Source organism: Runella sp. (genome assembly GCF_965279615.1).
Lineage (GTDB): Bacteria > Bacteroidota > Bacteroidia > Cytophagales > Spirosomataceae > Runella.
The window spans coordinates 5,075,492-5,089,973 of record NZ_OZ257252.1 but is presented as its reverse complement, the minus strand read 5'-3'; the positions used below and the strand labels follow the sequence as shown (position 1 = coordinate 5,089,973).

Annotated in this window: 16 protein-coding genes and 1 riboswitch; of the genes, 11 read left to right on the top strand and 5 right to left on the bottom strand. The window is 41.3% G+C overall.

The genetic code is table 11. The features are described 5' to 3' along the window. Positions 1–6: 6 nt before the first annotated feature. From ACQY73_RS21475 to ACQY73_RS21460, 4 genes are all read right to left on the bottom strand, one after another. Positions 7–426 carry a hypothetical protein gene (locus ACQY73_RS21475; protein WP_428654783.1) on the bottom strand — a complete coding sequence of 140 codons (420 nt, stop codon included), beginning with the start codon at positions 424–426 and terminating at the stop codon, positions 7–9. Next, positions 404–610, bottom strand: coding sequence for a hypothetical protein (locus ACQY73_RS21470; protein ID WP_428654781.1), 207 nt, complete (start codon positions 608–610; stop codon positions 404–406). The genes ACQY73_RS21475 and ACQY73_RS21470 overlap by 23 nt, the downstream gene beginning before the upstream one ends. Positions 611–619: 9 nt before the next feature. Continuing rightward, complete coding sequence (locus ACQY73_RS21465) at positions 620–1,267, bottom strand: DUF1684 domain-containing protein (RefSeq protein ID WP_428654779.1); 648 nt, start codon at positions 1,265–1,267, stop codon at positions 620–622. A gap of 83 nt (positions 1,268–1,350) precedes the next feature. Then, on the bottom strand, positions 1,351–2,841 hold the full coding sequence (locus tag ACQY73_RS21460) for a tagaturonate reductase (protein WP_428654777.1): 1,491 nt from the start codon (positions 2,839–2,841) through the stop codon (positions 1,351–1,353). A gap of 191 nt (positions 2,842–3,032) precedes the next feature. On the opposite strand from ACQY73_RS21460, the gene ACQY73_RS21455 reads away from it, so the two are divergent. Both ACQY73_RS21455 and ACQY73_RS21450 read left to right on the top strand, forming a co-directional pair. Beyond that, a complete protein-coding gene (locus ACQY73_RS21455) occupies positions 3,033–4,214 on the top strand; it encodes a putative sugar nucleotidyl transferase (RefSeq protein WP_428654775.1) in 1,182 nt (393 codons plus the stop codon). A 48-nt stretch (positions 4,215–4,262) separates the two neighbouring features. Continuing rightward, complete coding sequence (locus ACQY73_RS21450; RefSeq protein WP_428654773.1) at positions 4,263–5,996, top strand: hypothetical protein; 1,734 nt, start codon at positions 4,263–4,265, stop codon at positions 5,994–5,996. Between the two features lie 2 nt (positions 5,997–5,998). Here ACQY73_RS21450 and ACQY73_RS21445 read toward each other — a convergent pair whose 3' ends face one another. After that, on the bottom strand, positions 5,999–6,898 hold the full coding sequence (locus ACQY73_RS21445; RefSeq protein WP_428654771.1) for a DMT family transporter: 900 nt from the start codon (positions 6,896–6,898) through the stop codon (positions 5,999–6,001). Between the two features lie 358 nt (positions 6,899–7,256). Between ACQY73_RS21445 and ACQY73_RS21440 the strand changes: the two genes are divergently transcribed. The 9 genes from ACQY73_RS21440 (at position 7,257) to bioB (ending at position 14,396) form a co-directional block, all read left to right on the top strand. After that, positions 7,257–7,556, top strand: a complete 300-nt coding sequence (locus tag ACQY73_RS21440; protein ID WP_428654769.1) for a LuxR C-terminal-related transcriptional regulator — start codon at positions 7,257–7,259, stop codon at positions 7,554–7,556. A gap of 175 nt (positions 7,557–7,731) precedes the next feature. Further along, positions 7,732–7,920, top strand: a complete 189-nt coding sequence (locus ACQY73_RS21435) for a hypothetical protein (protein WP_428654767.1) — start codon at positions 7,732–7,734, stop codon at positions 7,918–7,920. A gap of 305 nt (positions 7,921–8,225) precedes the next feature. After that, complete coding sequence (locus ACQY73_RS21430; protein WP_428654765.1) at positions 8,226–8,390, top strand: hypothetical protein; 165 nt, start codon at positions 8,226–8,228, stop codon at positions 8,388–8,390. Between the two features lie 238 nt (positions 8,391–8,628). Next, positions 8,629–8,823, top strand: coding sequence for a hypothetical protein (locus tag ACQY73_RS21425; protein ID WP_428654762.1), 195 nt, complete (start codon positions 8,629–8,631; stop codon positions 8,821–8,823). A gap of 994 nt (positions 8,824–9,817) precedes the next feature. Next, positions 9,818–10,687, top strand: coding sequence for a hypothetical protein (locus tag ACQY73_RS21420; protein WP_428654760.1), 870 nt, complete (start codon positions 9,818–9,820; stop codon positions 10,685–10,687). A gap of 314 nt (positions 10,688–11,001) precedes the next feature. Continuing rightward, complete coding sequence (locus tag ACQY73_RS21415) at positions 11,002–11,694, top strand: hypothetical protein (RefSeq protein WP_428654757.1); 693 nt, start codon at positions 11,002–11,004, stop codon at positions 11,692–11,694. 157 nt (positions 11,695–11,851) lie between these two features. Further along, a riboswitch (cobalamin riboswitch) is annotated at positions 11,852–12,070 on the top strand. Positions 12,071–12,118: 48 nt separating this feature from the next. After that, the gene (locus tag ACQY73_RS21410; RefSeq protein ID WP_428654755.1) at positions 12,119–12,709 is read left to right on the top strand and encodes a DUF6580 family putative transport protein; all 591 of its coding nucleotides are present in this window, start codon (positions 12,119–12,121) and stop codon (positions 12,707–12,709) included. Beyond that, the gene (locus tag ACQY73_RS21405) at positions 12,709–13,410 is read left to right on the top strand and encodes a diphthine--ammonia ligase (RefSeq protein ID WP_428654753.1); all 702 of its coding nucleotides are present in this window, start codon (positions 12,709–12,711) and stop codon (positions 13,408–13,410) included. The genes ACQY73_RS21410 and ACQY73_RS21405 overlap by 1 nt, the downstream gene beginning before the upstream one ends. A gap of 11 nt (positions 13,411–13,421) precedes the next feature. Continuing rightward, positions 13,422–14,396 (top strand): biotin synthase BioB, encoded by a 975-nt coding sequence (gene bioB, locus ACQY73_RS21400; RefSeq protein ID WP_428654751.1) that lies wholly within the window; start codon positions 13,422–13,424, stop codon positions 14,394–14,396. Positions 14,397–14,482 lie beyond the last annotated feature (86 nt).

The window sequence follows — 14,482 nt, the reverse complement described above, 5'->3', positions numbered from 1 at the left end:
CTGAAATTACTGCTCCTCTGTAGGTGGTAAGTTCTCTAAATCCAAAAGATCTTTGGGGCGGCCTACGGCTGTTTTATTTTTGATTAAATCGTGGTAAGAGATAAAATTAATGGCTATATCTTGGTTTAAAACTATCTCTTTATTCTGATAAGCCTCTGCAAACGTAATTCCCAATGTCTGAGTCAACAGTTCTATTTTATAGGGTTCATCTCCAATAGAAACGAACCTTTCTTCTCCATAAAAATCATTTAAGTCAAAATCATAAGGGCCAAATCCAAAACTGAACATAACATTGAGTAATTTTTCGGCATTTTCGCGAGTTCCACTAATGAAAATATCCAAATCGCCTGTATAACGAGGATATCCATATTTAGCAACTGCATACCCTCCTACCACAACGTACTCAACGTTTTCTTCGTTTAACAATCGGATAAATGTCAGGAAATGGTCGTGCATCTTGTCGAAGAAGTTCAGGTTTGATCATAAAAATACGCTCTATCAATACTTTCATTGCCGCTAAACGCTCTTGCGAAGATTTATCTTTCCAAGAGTTTTGCGCATCCTGTGTTACCTCATCCCAAGAGCGATATTTTCTTATTGTAGGTTTCATTCTTCAAATTTACTCTTTCTTCTCAAAAATCTTCTCTCCAGCCTCAACCCGTACCGGCAACGTATTTTCTTTAGGGGGAATCGGGCAGGCAAAGGTGTGATTGTAGGCGCAGTAAGGATTGTAGGCTAAATTGAAGTCGAGCGTGAGTTTGCTGTCTTTTATATCGTCGGTTTTAAAATCCAGATAACGCCCGCCGCCGTAGGTTTCCTGCGGAGCGGTAGCATCGCGGAATAGGATAGAAAGGCCTTTCTCATGTTTGTAGATAAGCAAGCGGTACACATTCAGTTCGGCAGCTTTGCTTTCATGCGGTAATGTAAACTCTGCAAACCCATACTTTTCGTAGGTTGTGGTACTGCCATCGGTCATGGGTACGGCTACCTGCTTATCTTGGGCGCTGCTGTGATAGGGAACCACCGTTGCCACTACTTTGTAATCAGCATTAGGCGTAAAATAGTTGAGTCCCTTAAAATTGGCCTTGTCCTGAATAGGAGATGAATCGGAATTGCGATAAAAATTATCTTTTTCTTTGCGCTCTTTCTCCAATTGCGCTATATAATCGGCAACTGATACAGTGGTTTCTTCCCCAAAAAAGGTATATCCAATCACACCCAAAATAACGACCGCAATCAACCCAAGTAAGAATTTGTTTTTTAGCATGATCTTTAGAATTAGAGCTTAAAAGGAAGGGGTTAGAAGTTAAGCATGAACCTAACACCTAACCCCCGGCTTTCAACTGATATTTATAGTATCGCTTTTTCCAGCGTTGCTTTGACACTTGTGTTCATCATCTCAACCAAATAGGCGGTTATTGATTCGGCAAAGCCTGCCAATTTTGTCAGGTCAATGTCCCAGAGTTTCGTGTTACTCAATACCGTTTGAACAAATGCAGGAACGGTTTCGACCGTAACGCCCTGCCATTGCTCGTAAAAGTAGGCTGCCTGCTCATCATTGATAACATAAAACTCTTCTCCGCGTTGGCCGTAATAGTGCTCGTTCTGTTGTTTGACGGCACGCATAAACAATAAATACGCCGCAAACCCAATCGTGAACAACTGAGGCGCTTTACCGAATTGTTGATAATAACGCCGAATCGTCGTTACATTCCGCGCATTCATTTTCGACGATTGTTGCAGCGTAATACCAATGAGTTTTTGTTGAATGAACGGATTACGATAGCGGTTGAGAATATCTCCCGCAAAGACTTTCAGTTCATCCATTTGCTCTTCAAACGGCAACGTCGGTACGATCTCATCATAGATGATCGTTTCGTAGTACTTCGACATTGCAGGATCGTTCATGCATTGAAACGTGATGTCAAATCCGCTCAAATAACCCAACGGTGCTGCTGCACTGTGGCTGCCGTTGAGAATGCGTAACTTGCGCTCACGGTAATAGGAAATATCTTCATCAACAATAACGTTTTCGCTGATCTGCTCAAATCCAAGCACTTTTTTTACACGTTCGTCGCCCTCAATAGCCCATAAGAGATAAGGCTCGGCCACCGTCAAAAGTGAATCTTCGTATCCGATTTTTTCCTCCAAAGCAGCTTGTGTAGCAGCGTCCGGCTTACCGGGTACAATTCTGTCGACCAATGAATTACAGAACTTAACGTGGTATTTAAGCCATTTATTGAACAGTTTTCCCAATTCGTTATACACCGAAAGTTTCTCGACGCACTCGCGAAGTTTAAGGCCGTTATCGGTAATTAACTCCGTAGGAACCACCACCAATCCTTTGTCTTTTTTCCCTCCGTAGGTACGAAAACGCTCATACAAAAAAGCCGTCAGCTTGGCCGGGAAAGACTGCGGCGGGCTTTGAAAAATACTTTCTTCCACGTATTGAATGCCTACTTCCGTGGTATTTGAAAGAATGATTTCCAAATGCGGATTGCGAGCCACCTGCAGAATGCTCTGCCAACTGTCCTGTGCCGAGATCACTCGGCTGATAGCGGTAACAGGGGTGGCTTCGTCGATGGTGTTTCCATTGCTGTCAACGCCGCGGACACAAACGGTATAAAGGCCATCCTGCTCGGCAAAATCTTCTGCCGAACCTGCCGTAGATTTTACCACTACAATCCGACCGTTGAAGATATTTTGTTTGTTAGCTTTGTCGATCAGGTAATCACAAAGCCCTCTTAATAGCACTCCCGTTCCGAATTGTAATACTTTTACGGGCAAATCAAAGGTATATTGGGTTTCGCTATCAACGACTTGTTTAGAGAGTTTCGGCATGGTTACTGGTAGATTTATCAGTTTGGCAGGTCTAAAATGTTTGTATTGGCAAACCTAATAAATTTTGCGCAAAACTTATCTTTGTGTCGACCAAAGCAGACAAAACTCTAACAGATTTTATTGATTCATTGGATTTTGCCCTGTCTTCGCAGGCATAAATTTCATAGAATCGAACAATTAAAATCATTTGTATGACCAATTACATCCTTTACGATGATGCCGCAATACGTCCGCATCTTTTGCCGTTTACGTTTACTCGTCCCGTTTCTGAAATTCGTTGCGGCATTCTGACATTGACCGAAAAATGGGCGCATTTCCTTAAAACCAAGCCCTCGTTTTTGACAGAACCTTACCTCCAATATAAATTCCCGTTTGTTGCCACCAACGACAATATCTTTCTCAATGGAGCCATTTGCGCGACCGCTGCCATCGTTGAAGCGGTGCATCAACTGGCGCAGGGAGAAGCATTGGTAGCGGTTGACCAAGTGATTGCCTATCGCTCGCCGTTTGAGGTCGTTAAACCGCAGGAAGAATTAAAAGTGATTTCCTTTACCGAACCTATCACCATTATTCAGCGCGTATGGGATATTTACGGCGAAAATGGCGCACAAATCAAGACGGATTTTGCAGTACTTACTCAAAACCGGGTCAGTCAACCTATCAATGATCCTTTTACGCGCGTTTACGCACCGGAAAATGTCTTTTTAGAGGAAGGAGCAAATGTTCGTGCGTCGATTTTAAATGCGGAAAACGGGCCGATCTATATTGGCAAAAACGCCACCGTCAACGAAGGCAGTGTTGTCATAGGCCCGTTTGCGTTAGGCGAAGAATCTACCGTCAACTGGGGAGCAAAAATGCGCATGAATACCAGCATCGGCCCCTATTGCAAAATAGGCGGAGAAGTGAGTAATTCGGTACTTTTTGCCTTTAGCAACAAAGGGCACGATGGATTTTTGGGAAACTCTGTTTTGGGCGAATGGTGTAATTTGGGGGCAAACTGCAATAATTCCAACCTCAAAAATGATTATACCAACGTAAAACTTTACAGTTACGCCACCGAGGCTTTAGAAGACACGAATCGTTTGTTTTGTGGGCTTTTCATGGGCGATTTCACCAAGGCCGGCATCAGCACGCTGTTCAATACCGGCACTGTGGTGGGTGTAAATGCCAACGTATTTGGGGCAGGTTTTCAACCAAAACACATTCCTTCGTTTTCGTGGGGCGGCGCGGCAGAAGGATTTACCGAATACCGCATCGAAAAAGCCTTGAAAGTAGCATTTGAGACCGTAAGCCGTCGCGGGGAAGTGTTTGGAGAGCAGGAGCGGGAACTATTAAAACATGTGTTTGAAATAAGCCGTTCCGGGCACCAATAACTGAACGAAGGAAGAATTGTTAACTTTGAAGATCCAAAAGTCAACGCAATGAAGAATACCCAAAAAGCAAATTTATCATTCTGTAAGAATCTATTGCTCCGGTGTGCTCACCAAACCAACGGTGATCAGGAAAGGTACCGTTTTCTTCATTCATGGCTTTTATGCGGACTGCTTATTGTCGGTTTCGTCAGCAAAATTTACGCTCAAGCAGATACGTTGACCGTGCGCGGAAAGGTGGAAAACCTTACCGTTCGACTTTATCGGCAAGCCCCCGAAATCAGCGTAGCACGGCTCAATATTTTACAGTCTGCCAATGAAATTGTGCGAGGGGCGCAACTCCGCCCCGACGGAAGTTTTGAGTTAAAAATGCCGTTGGTTTATCCTTTGGAAGAATGCTACCTGACCTATGCCAATGTGGTGGTGCCCTTTTTGGGCGAAAAGGGGAACGTAGAAGTCACCCTCAACGGCGATTCATTGACCACAAGCGATGTTCCGCTTCATTTCCAAGGTATTCACGCCGCTACCAACAATCGACATGCTCAATTTTACGCGGCCTTCAATAAGTGGCTCAAAGCCAATCCTGAAAAACCCATAAAAACAAACAATGCACTCAGTTTTTGGGAAAAAATTTCGTTGGAACGCGACCGTAAGATCGCCTTTTATCGCTCCTTTACAACGTCCAAAGATGCCTTGCTCGACCAATGGGTAATTTCTTCTTTGAATGACGCTGCCAAAGCCAAACTATACAATTTCTTATTTCAACAGACCCAAACACTCCCTATGGCTTTAACGGCCGCGGCTGAATTGGACACGAATCGTTTTCTGACGTTTGCCAAGGCTGACAGTTATCAACAATTCAACAATTACGCATTCGTCAATACCCCCGGCCTATCGGAATCATCCTTACCCGTCAATAAAATTGCTTCATTGATCCTTCAATATGTCTCTAACATTTCAAGTGCCGACAGCTTAAAATTAGCGAGTTATGTAAAGGGAGAAACCGCTAAAATGAGGGATTTAAAATGGCTGAGCAATCTCTTCAATCAAAAAGAAGACACGCTCAAACTTATTTCAGTGTACGAATTGTACGCACGCAAATATGGAGCGGCATATACGGCCAAAGAACTGGATTATTTGAAGGCTGCCTTTTATTCAACCAACGTTAACAGCTTTACGTTGAAAAATTTGACGCTGTGGTACGATCACCTACGCCCTTCGCTCAAAAACCCCTATTATGTGCGCTCCTTGGATGAACTCCACCGCATTCAAAACCTTGATTCGGCAGCCATTCGGGAAGCAAACCGTAAAATCATACCCAATGACGACAAGCAATCTTACTATGATGAGTTAGTCCCTAACCTTTGGGCCTATCAGGATACATACAAAGACGGAGAAGAGCTTTGGGGTGATATTCGAAAAAAAACAAAGGGGAAAATTATTTACGTCATCTTCTGGACAAACGATGAATTAGGACGGCGTGCCTTGGCAGAGAGCCGCGAACTGCGCGCCTATTTGCCGGAAGATAAAGTAGCTTTTGTGTATTTGTGCGAGCATAAAGACAACGAAGAAGTATGGCTCGAAACCATTATCAAAACCAAAGCACGCGGCTTACACGTTAAATTGGAAGAATTGCAAACCGATTATTTAGCAAGTATATGGGAGATCAATCGAGTACCATTTTGCGTTTTGGTGGATGCCAACGGCAAATACATTAAGCGTGATGCCCCTCTTCCCGCCGACCGCGAAGGCTGGAATAAGATTTGGGATAAAGTGGTTCGCTGAAATTATTTCGTAAAACGGCTGTTCAACATCGGATATATGATCACTGCCAGTAATATCACCAAAGCACCGGTATAAAACCCCGCCGTCATGCGTTCATCAAGTATAAAATACGCCAAGATCATGCCATAAACAGGCTCCATATTAATGGTCAGATTGAGCGTGAAAGGGGATATTTTTTTCAATAAATGGGTCGCCGCCGAATACGCATATACCGTACATACAAAGGCCAAAATAACCAACCAAAACCAATCGGTTGATTCCGGAATGACCTCTTTGGCCGTAAGTCCATTGGTCAACGCCACCCCTGCCAAGCCCACCGACATAGCTAACGTAGCGCCGTTCATTTCGTAAAACGTGATCAAAAGAGCATTGTGGCGGCGCGCAAAACGACTGTTGGCAATAGTAAAAAGTGCCGCCAAAAATGCCGAGATCAGCGCCAATCCCAAGCCTAAAGCTTGGTCTACCTGAAATCGAAAAATGAGGTAAAGCCCTAAAATTACCAGCAAGCTCAGAAAAATCTCCAATGTACGTACCCGTCGCCGCGCAAAAAGCGGCTCCAATAAAGAGGTAAAAAGCGACGTAGTAGACATCCCCGCCAAACACACCGATGCGCTCGAAACATGGGCCGAAGCAAAAAACGTCAGCCAGTGCAATCCCATGATCGCTCCCACTCCAAGCATGGCCCAACGGTCTTTGGAAGAAATACGTTTCCACTCTTTCCAAATAGACAGCACCAACGCCAAACCGACAGCGGCCAACAGCGTCCGAAAAAAAGTAAGGCTGATGCGCGACAATTCGGGATTGATAAGCTTTCCCAATATGGCCGTGAAGCCCCAAATAACTACTAAAAAGTGTAAATGAAGATAATCGACAAAGGTGGGTTTGGGCTGTGGAGCGTTCATAGGGGCGTTTATTACCGAAAAACAAAAATAGAAATTTTGCACTTACTTTTAGCTTGGTTAGCTAAAGAAGGATTCAGACAAAAAAACACATTTAATATGCCTTTTAAATCATAAGTTTCTGCAATTAAATTTTGCCGATTTTCATTGTTAAAATGGCGAAGCAATTCCGTGAAACAATCTTCAATTATCTACATTAGCGTGTTTTCACGGTCAAATAGTTAGTTTTTACGGGTTTTTGACAGATTTTTTCTCTTTTACATTTTGAAACCACTTTTTTCTGCTTTAGTTTTATCAGCTCGGTACTACGTTATGGGAAACTATAGATACGTTAAATTTATAGAACCCAAAGCCATAAAACATGTCTTTAAGCATTTCTCAAAAACTGTTGATACTTGCCGCCCGGCAGCCCGACATCAAGTCTGAAGTTATTCAATTGTTAGCCACGCTTACCCCACAGGAGATCATCGTCTTGATTCACTTAGCTGACGACCTCACCGCCGTTGAGATCGCCAAAGCCATGCGTATCACTCCCAAAAGTGTATCCAACTACAAAGACCGAATCACCTGCAAGCTATACCTTGACGGTTGCCGTGCGCTGCGACGCTTCGCTATTCAACAGCACGAATTTTTACACTTGCTCAAAAAACAGGTAATGTAATGCTTCCATTTCGAGGGAATTATACCTCATTCTTTGAGGTAGTTTTGCTCTATTTTTTTATGTATTCAGCTTTTAAGTTTGCACAGTTGATGTGCATCCAATCCGAATGATGCCGGATCACCGCGATTGCCGAAATGCGTTAAGGGTAGGCTGAAATTTTCAATCTTTTTATGAAATGAAAAAATTAGAGAATGGGCAAATGGAAGGAGTAGTTGCCGGAAGTGATTCTTGCGAAGCTACAGTAAATGGATTATTTTGGTTTGGAGCTACTTTACTTCCTGTGCCGGGATGGAATATTATAGGAGGAGTTTCAATGGCAATTGCTGCCGGGGCTTGGGCATTTGGAGGGTGTGGTAAACGTTAATAAAATTAAAAGATTTATACTATGAAAAAGCTAAATGCAGTAACCCTTGAGAATATATCTGCCGGTGGATGTGCTGCCTCAATAGGTGCCTCTATCGGCGTAACAGCAGGGGCAACTATTGCTTACCGGAGGTCTAGGGTTTGTACCGGCCGCCGGCGCTGCTACATTATGGGCTGCAGCAGACTGTTATGGTGGTGGCTGGCGGTAAGTCACCTAATTTAATAGGTTGCTCAAATAAAAAATTGTATTTGAGCAACCTATTAAATTATCATTTTTATGAATCAAAAATTAATCACTTTATCTAGATGAAAAATAAAATGAAATTATATGCACCACTTTTTTTTGTATTTTTATTAGGAATGGTATTTGAGCAAGCAAAAGTTAAAGGATCGGCATGGTATTTTTTACTTTTAATAGTCTCTATCGCATGGCTATTAATAGGTAGAAAATTATATAGTAAAGAAGAATAAAATATGAAACTCTGATATTCTATTTAATTCTGTCGTTAAGCCGGCACTAGGCAGATATGAAAGCAGTATAAATTTCATGTATCAAAACAAAATTGCTCAAAACCAATGTAATGAAAAAATTAGGGCTTTATTTAATAATAGCCATAGGGTTATTCATACTATCTACAATAGCCGGTATTGTAGGGTGGTTGTATGAATCAATACTATTAGGAACAGTTTATTTTTTGTAAACCTATATTTGACTAAACAACAATTCAAAAGTGCTAGAATTGAATATTTGGCAAAAAATATTATCCTTTTACCATTCCCTTTGATGATTATAGGTATGGCTGTTTTTTATGGCCAAGAATTAAACCACATTTACCCTTTGCCATTTTTAATAATTTTAAGTTTTGCATCATCTGAAGTTTTAGTAAAACTAAAAAAATTATGACTTTTTTTAATACTATTATTTTCCGGCTTAATACTTTATCCAAACTATTTAGCTTTTATCAATTCATCAAATCCATACGTCAACAAAGGGCTTCCCAATCAAGAATTCGTTGATATGAAAGGAGAGTCGATAAAATTAGGCAAAGGGAAAGTCAAAATTATTGAAATATGGCATACCGGCTGTAGTTCCTGTTTTAAAAAACACCCTGCTTCTGACTAATTTAGAGAAAAATACCAAACCAATCCTAGTGTATCTTTCTATGCTTTAAACGTAGCCTTACCTAATGAAAATTTTAACAAAAGGATTAAAGTAGCAGAATCTAAAGTCAATTTTAAATTCAAAAATATATTCACAAATCGTGCCTTTGCTGCAAATCTCGGAATAAGCAATTATCCTACGATATTAATTATAGACAAGAATAACAGAGTTAAATATCAAGGCTTTTTTCATCCGGAGCCTTATATTTTAGTTTACAATCCCAAAAGTGTATTAAATAGTCTTCTTGCAATACAAAAATATATCCATTCTCCATTCTGCTACTCCTTGCCATTAAGCGCGAACGAAAACTTGATTTATGTCAAGTGCTGTGAGGCCCTCACCATCGTTGAGATCGCCAAAGTGATGCGTATCACACCCAAAGTGTACCCAACTACAAAGACTTCATCACCACCTACAAGCTACGTCTTGACGGTTGCCTTACGTTATGGCACTTTGTTATCTAACAGCAGGCATTTTTAAACCTGCTCAAACTTGTTCAAAAAAAGTAGTGAAATGGCTCCATTTTGAGGGAATTATACCTCATTCTTTGAGGTAGTTTTGCTCTATTTTGAAAGAATTTGAACCCCTATGTTTGCATCGTTGAAGCGCAGCAACAAAAGGCGGTTTCTGAAAAGCCTATAAGAGAGTAAGAAAAAATAAGCCCCAATCCAGTTTGGCGACGAGAGTTGGGGCTCGAGTGCAGTTTCATGTTTAACCATAAAACCAAGGCAAATTTATGAAAAAGACTTACATAAAGTCATTTTTAACAGTAATTATAACATTTTTTATCTCAATGAGTTGTGACCGGCAATTGGAATCTGCGCCTCAACTTACAGCAGATAAACTCTTAAAAGATAAAGATTTTTTAAGTTTTCTTTCTTCTACCGAAGAAGTCCGCTATAAAGTTATATATCGGCAAAGAGATTTGAGGACTTTTGAGCGAGTGGACAGCTCTCTTAAAAAGATACAAACTTGGGGAAAAGATCCAAAGCTCACTCTTAAAAATAAAGCTTTAATAGTAAATGAGTTAGGTTTTGAGAGTTGGTCAGCATATGAAAAGTTAGAAAATGATATACAAAAAAAACGAGCACTAATTATCAGCAAATATCCTGAGTTACTTTCTTTACCTTCTGAAGAACGAATGGATCTGCTTTTAAAGACAATTGAAAGATGGGATAACTCATCACAAATTCGTAGGAATGTAAGCGATCTTTGTCCAAATTGCTTTTTTAATAATTGTGACTATTGTAGCGATGGGCAATTTAAAGAGCCAAATCCTGGTGAAAATGCTGCAACCGGATATAATCAAGCAAAACTTGAAGAATGTAAACAAATTAAACTTGGAATAAAGAATGCTTCATTAAATATCGCTTGGGTAGTTTATTTAGAATCACTTATTGGGTGTGGTGCTGTTGGTGTCGAGGCGGGCAGTTGGGCAGCTGGTTTAACTGGACCGTTAGCTGGGCACGCTTTTGTTGTTGTAGGTGGGCTTGCAGGAAGTGGTTGTGCGCTTGGAGCCACTCTTATCTACTTTCAAACCAAAAACCTTATTGAATTAACATATCGGGATGGGGTTATGGATTGTGAGGACAAATATGGCAGATAAATAATAAATGTATAACTATCAACTTTATATCTTAATGGTATAAAGTTGATAAAATTAAATAAAGGTATGAACTCTAAAATTTCAGCTAAAATCATTTCCTTATCAGGTCTAGTTATTTTCATTTACAATGTCACTTTTTCTCCATTTTCAATTAATTTTTTAGGTATTTTGGGAGGAGTATTATTGGCTATTGGGTTGTTGTTCAGATATAGCATACTTTATAAAGAGAGCAGAAATTTCAATAATAAAAAGAAGTCATTTTTTATTTATTTTCTTTTATATGGATTAGTATTGTTTTTAATATTTTTATTTTCATGAAGCATTTATTGGATAATTTAAAAATAAAGTTTGCAATATTTATTATGGCATTCTATTATTCTATTAATTTAGCTGGACAAGGTGTTTTTGTAAAAAAAGCCGATGGCATATTAATGGTAGAAAGTAAGTATGTGGACGTAGAAGGTTCACCTTATATGGAAGATCAGTTTACCGCCGGAGAAGTCAAATTAAGGCAGAATGAAAAATGGCAACAATACTCAAAAGCGAGGTATGATACCTTTAAAGATGAATTCGAGTATGAGCAATCATCCAATGCAAAACTATTACGATTTGATGCTTCTCACATAACAGAATTTAAATTAAACGGCAACATTTTTCGGTGTAATTTCCCTGCAATCGGCGAATGGAATAATCGTCATTTTTATCAGGTTTTGTATGATGGCAATATAAAACTCCTCAAAAAAATCTATACTAAGATCATAACGCCAACCGATTTTGGCTCAGTAACAAAAGCATCAAGCTTTGTTCGTGAAGAGAAATTATACGTAATTAAAAATGAGAAAATCCAATACATTAAACGAAAAAAGTCGGATATTTTAGCGATTTTAAACGACAAAGAATCTGCAATTAAAGATTTTGTCAAATCAAATCAGCTGGATTATTCTATCGAAGGTGATGTAATAAAAATTATGGAGTTTTATGATCGTGAAATTTCATTAAAACAATAGTGAGATACTCGTTTTGACAATAGCATTCACAGTAGGTTCTACGCCCCGGCTCAATAATAAAATGGTTCAAATCATAGGCTTCTATTATTTGAACCATTGGCCTTTTCCACAAAAAAATAAATCCTTCTTTCTCGCTCCTCACTACTGACTTCTCGTTACCTTTGCCTAAGTCTTGGGTGCCTCATGCCTGCTTCGTGGCGGGCTTTGACGGCTTAAAAGGGAATTTCGTGCAAAACGGAAACTGTCCCCGCAACTGTGAGTTTCATTTAACGTCGCTCTTAATAACTGCTTAAACCACTGGTTTTCAAACCGAAAATCGGGAAGGTGCAAGGGCGATGAAATAAGTCAGGAGACCTGCCCAATGCTGTTTTCAGTCGCCGTGCACGGAGGATGCGCAGCCAAACCGATTATTTTACAAACTGATATGAAACAAACACTCAATCCTCGTCTTTTGACGCTATTGTGCTTTATTTTAGCCGTAGCGCTGATTCGCATTTTAAACGTTGCACAACTCTCGCCCGTATCCAACTTCACTCCCCTTGGCGCGATGGGGCTTTTCAGCGGCGCTTATTTTACTACGCGTTGGAAAGCTTTTGCGTTTCCGCTTCTCACGCTCCTTATCAGTGATCTGATCATCAATGCCGTTATCTATAAGGGTCAATACGGCATTATTTATAACGGTTGGTATTGGGTATACGGCATTTTCGCGCTGATCGTTTTTTACGGAAAAATGCTGCTAAAGAAAATCAATGTGAAAAACATTGTTCTTGCCGCCATCGTTGCCACATTATCTCATTGGATGTTGTCAGATAGCAGCGTGTGGCTCAGCGGCGGCACCGACCTGCGCACCGGATTGCCACTTACGCGTGATTGGGCCGGCTTTGTCCAATGCTTAACCCAAGGATTTCCGTTCATGCGTAATTTCCTGGCAGGAACGTTGGCTTACAGCGCCCTGCTGTTTGGCGGATTTGAATTACTCAAAGTTCGTTTTCCAAAACTTGCTTTTGCCGAATAATGCAGCAGGCCTTAATGAATTGGTCGGGAGGAAAAGATTCGGCGTTGGCGCTTTATCATAGTTTGCAAAATAAAAGCTATGACGTTCGTTACCTCCTGACTTCCCTTAATGATTCCTTTCGACGGGTTTCGATGCACGGCGTACGAGAGGAATTACTTGACCAACAGGCCCAACACCTTGGCATTGAGTTGCTCAAACTGCGTCTTCCCGAAACTACTTCTATGGAAGAATACCGGAGCCGCATGGCCGAAATACTTCAACCATTGGCTAAGGCAGGCATTGAGAAATCCATCTTCGGTGATATTTTTCTGGAAGATTTGCGGATTTACCGCGAAAACCAACTGAATCAACTAGGAATGCAAGGCATTTTTCCACTCTGGAAACGCCCTTCGCTTGAACTATTGGAAGAGTTTTGGGAGTTAGGTTTCAAAACTATCGTGGTCAGCGTAAATGGAAATCTATTGGATAAATCTTTTTGCGGTCGAATCCTGGATCGTGATTTTGTCAGAGACTTACCCCAAACAATCGACCCTTGCGGCGAAAACGGCGAATTTCACACCTTCGTTTTTGAGGCGCCTTATTTTGCGCAACCCATTGATTTTCAAAAAGGAGAGACGGTAGAGAAAACCTATCATTTCCAAAATGCAGCGGGAGAAGCGCTGACTTCTACTTATTTTTTCACAGATTTGCTGCCTATTTAAAGCCATTGAATATGTTGACACCTACGTTATCAAAAGACGCGGTACGCGAAATTTACGAATCACCGTTATTGGAATTGATCTACCAAGCCGCTACGGTTCATCGCCAACACCACGACCCTCAGGAAGTGCAGGTGTGTACGTTACTTTCTGTTAAAACAGGTGGTTGTCCCGAAGATTGTGCCTACTGCCCACAGGCCGCACGTTACCATACGGGAGTGCAAACCCACAAATTAATGCCTGTGGAAGAAGTATTGGCCGCCGCCAAACGTGCCAAAGAAGCCGGAAGTACGCGTTTTTGCATGGGTGCTGCTTGGCGCGAAGTACGCGATAACCGCGACTTTGACAATGTATTGGAAATGGTCAAAGGCGTTAACCGATTAGACATGGAAGTTTGTTGCACCCTGGGAATGCTGACCGAAACACAGGCCGAGAAACTCAAAGATGCAGGGCTTTACGCCTACAATCATAACTTGGACACCAGCGAAGAATTTTACGGCGATATTATTTCTACCCGTACCTACGATGACCGACTTCAAACCATCCATCATGTTCAGAAAGCGGGGATTTCAGCTTGCGCGGGTGGCATTATAGGCATGGGAGAAACGCATGATGACCGCATTGCAATGCTGTATACCTTGGCGTCGCTCCCTCAACCACCTGAGTCAGTGCCGGTGAACGCGCTCGTAGCGGTAGAAGGCACACCGTTGGAGCATCAAAAGCGCGTATCTGTTTGGGACATGATCCGGATGATCGCCACGGCTCGTATTCTCATGCCCAAAGCAATGGTTCGACTCTCGGCAGGCCGCGTCAATATGACAATGGAAGAGCAGGCGCTTTGTTTTATGGCGGGGGCTAACTCTATTTTTGCAGGCGATAAATTACTGACGACTCCCAATTCGAGCGTTGATGCCGACCAAGATATGTTCCATCTCTTAAATATCAGACCCCGCCCTGCCTTTAAAGAACAAAAATTGGAAACTGTTTGATCTTCCTGTGCTCATTTGTTCTTGAAAATCCACTATTTTTGACTTTTATTTCGTTATCTCCCTAAAAGAGACGCTGAATCATTACA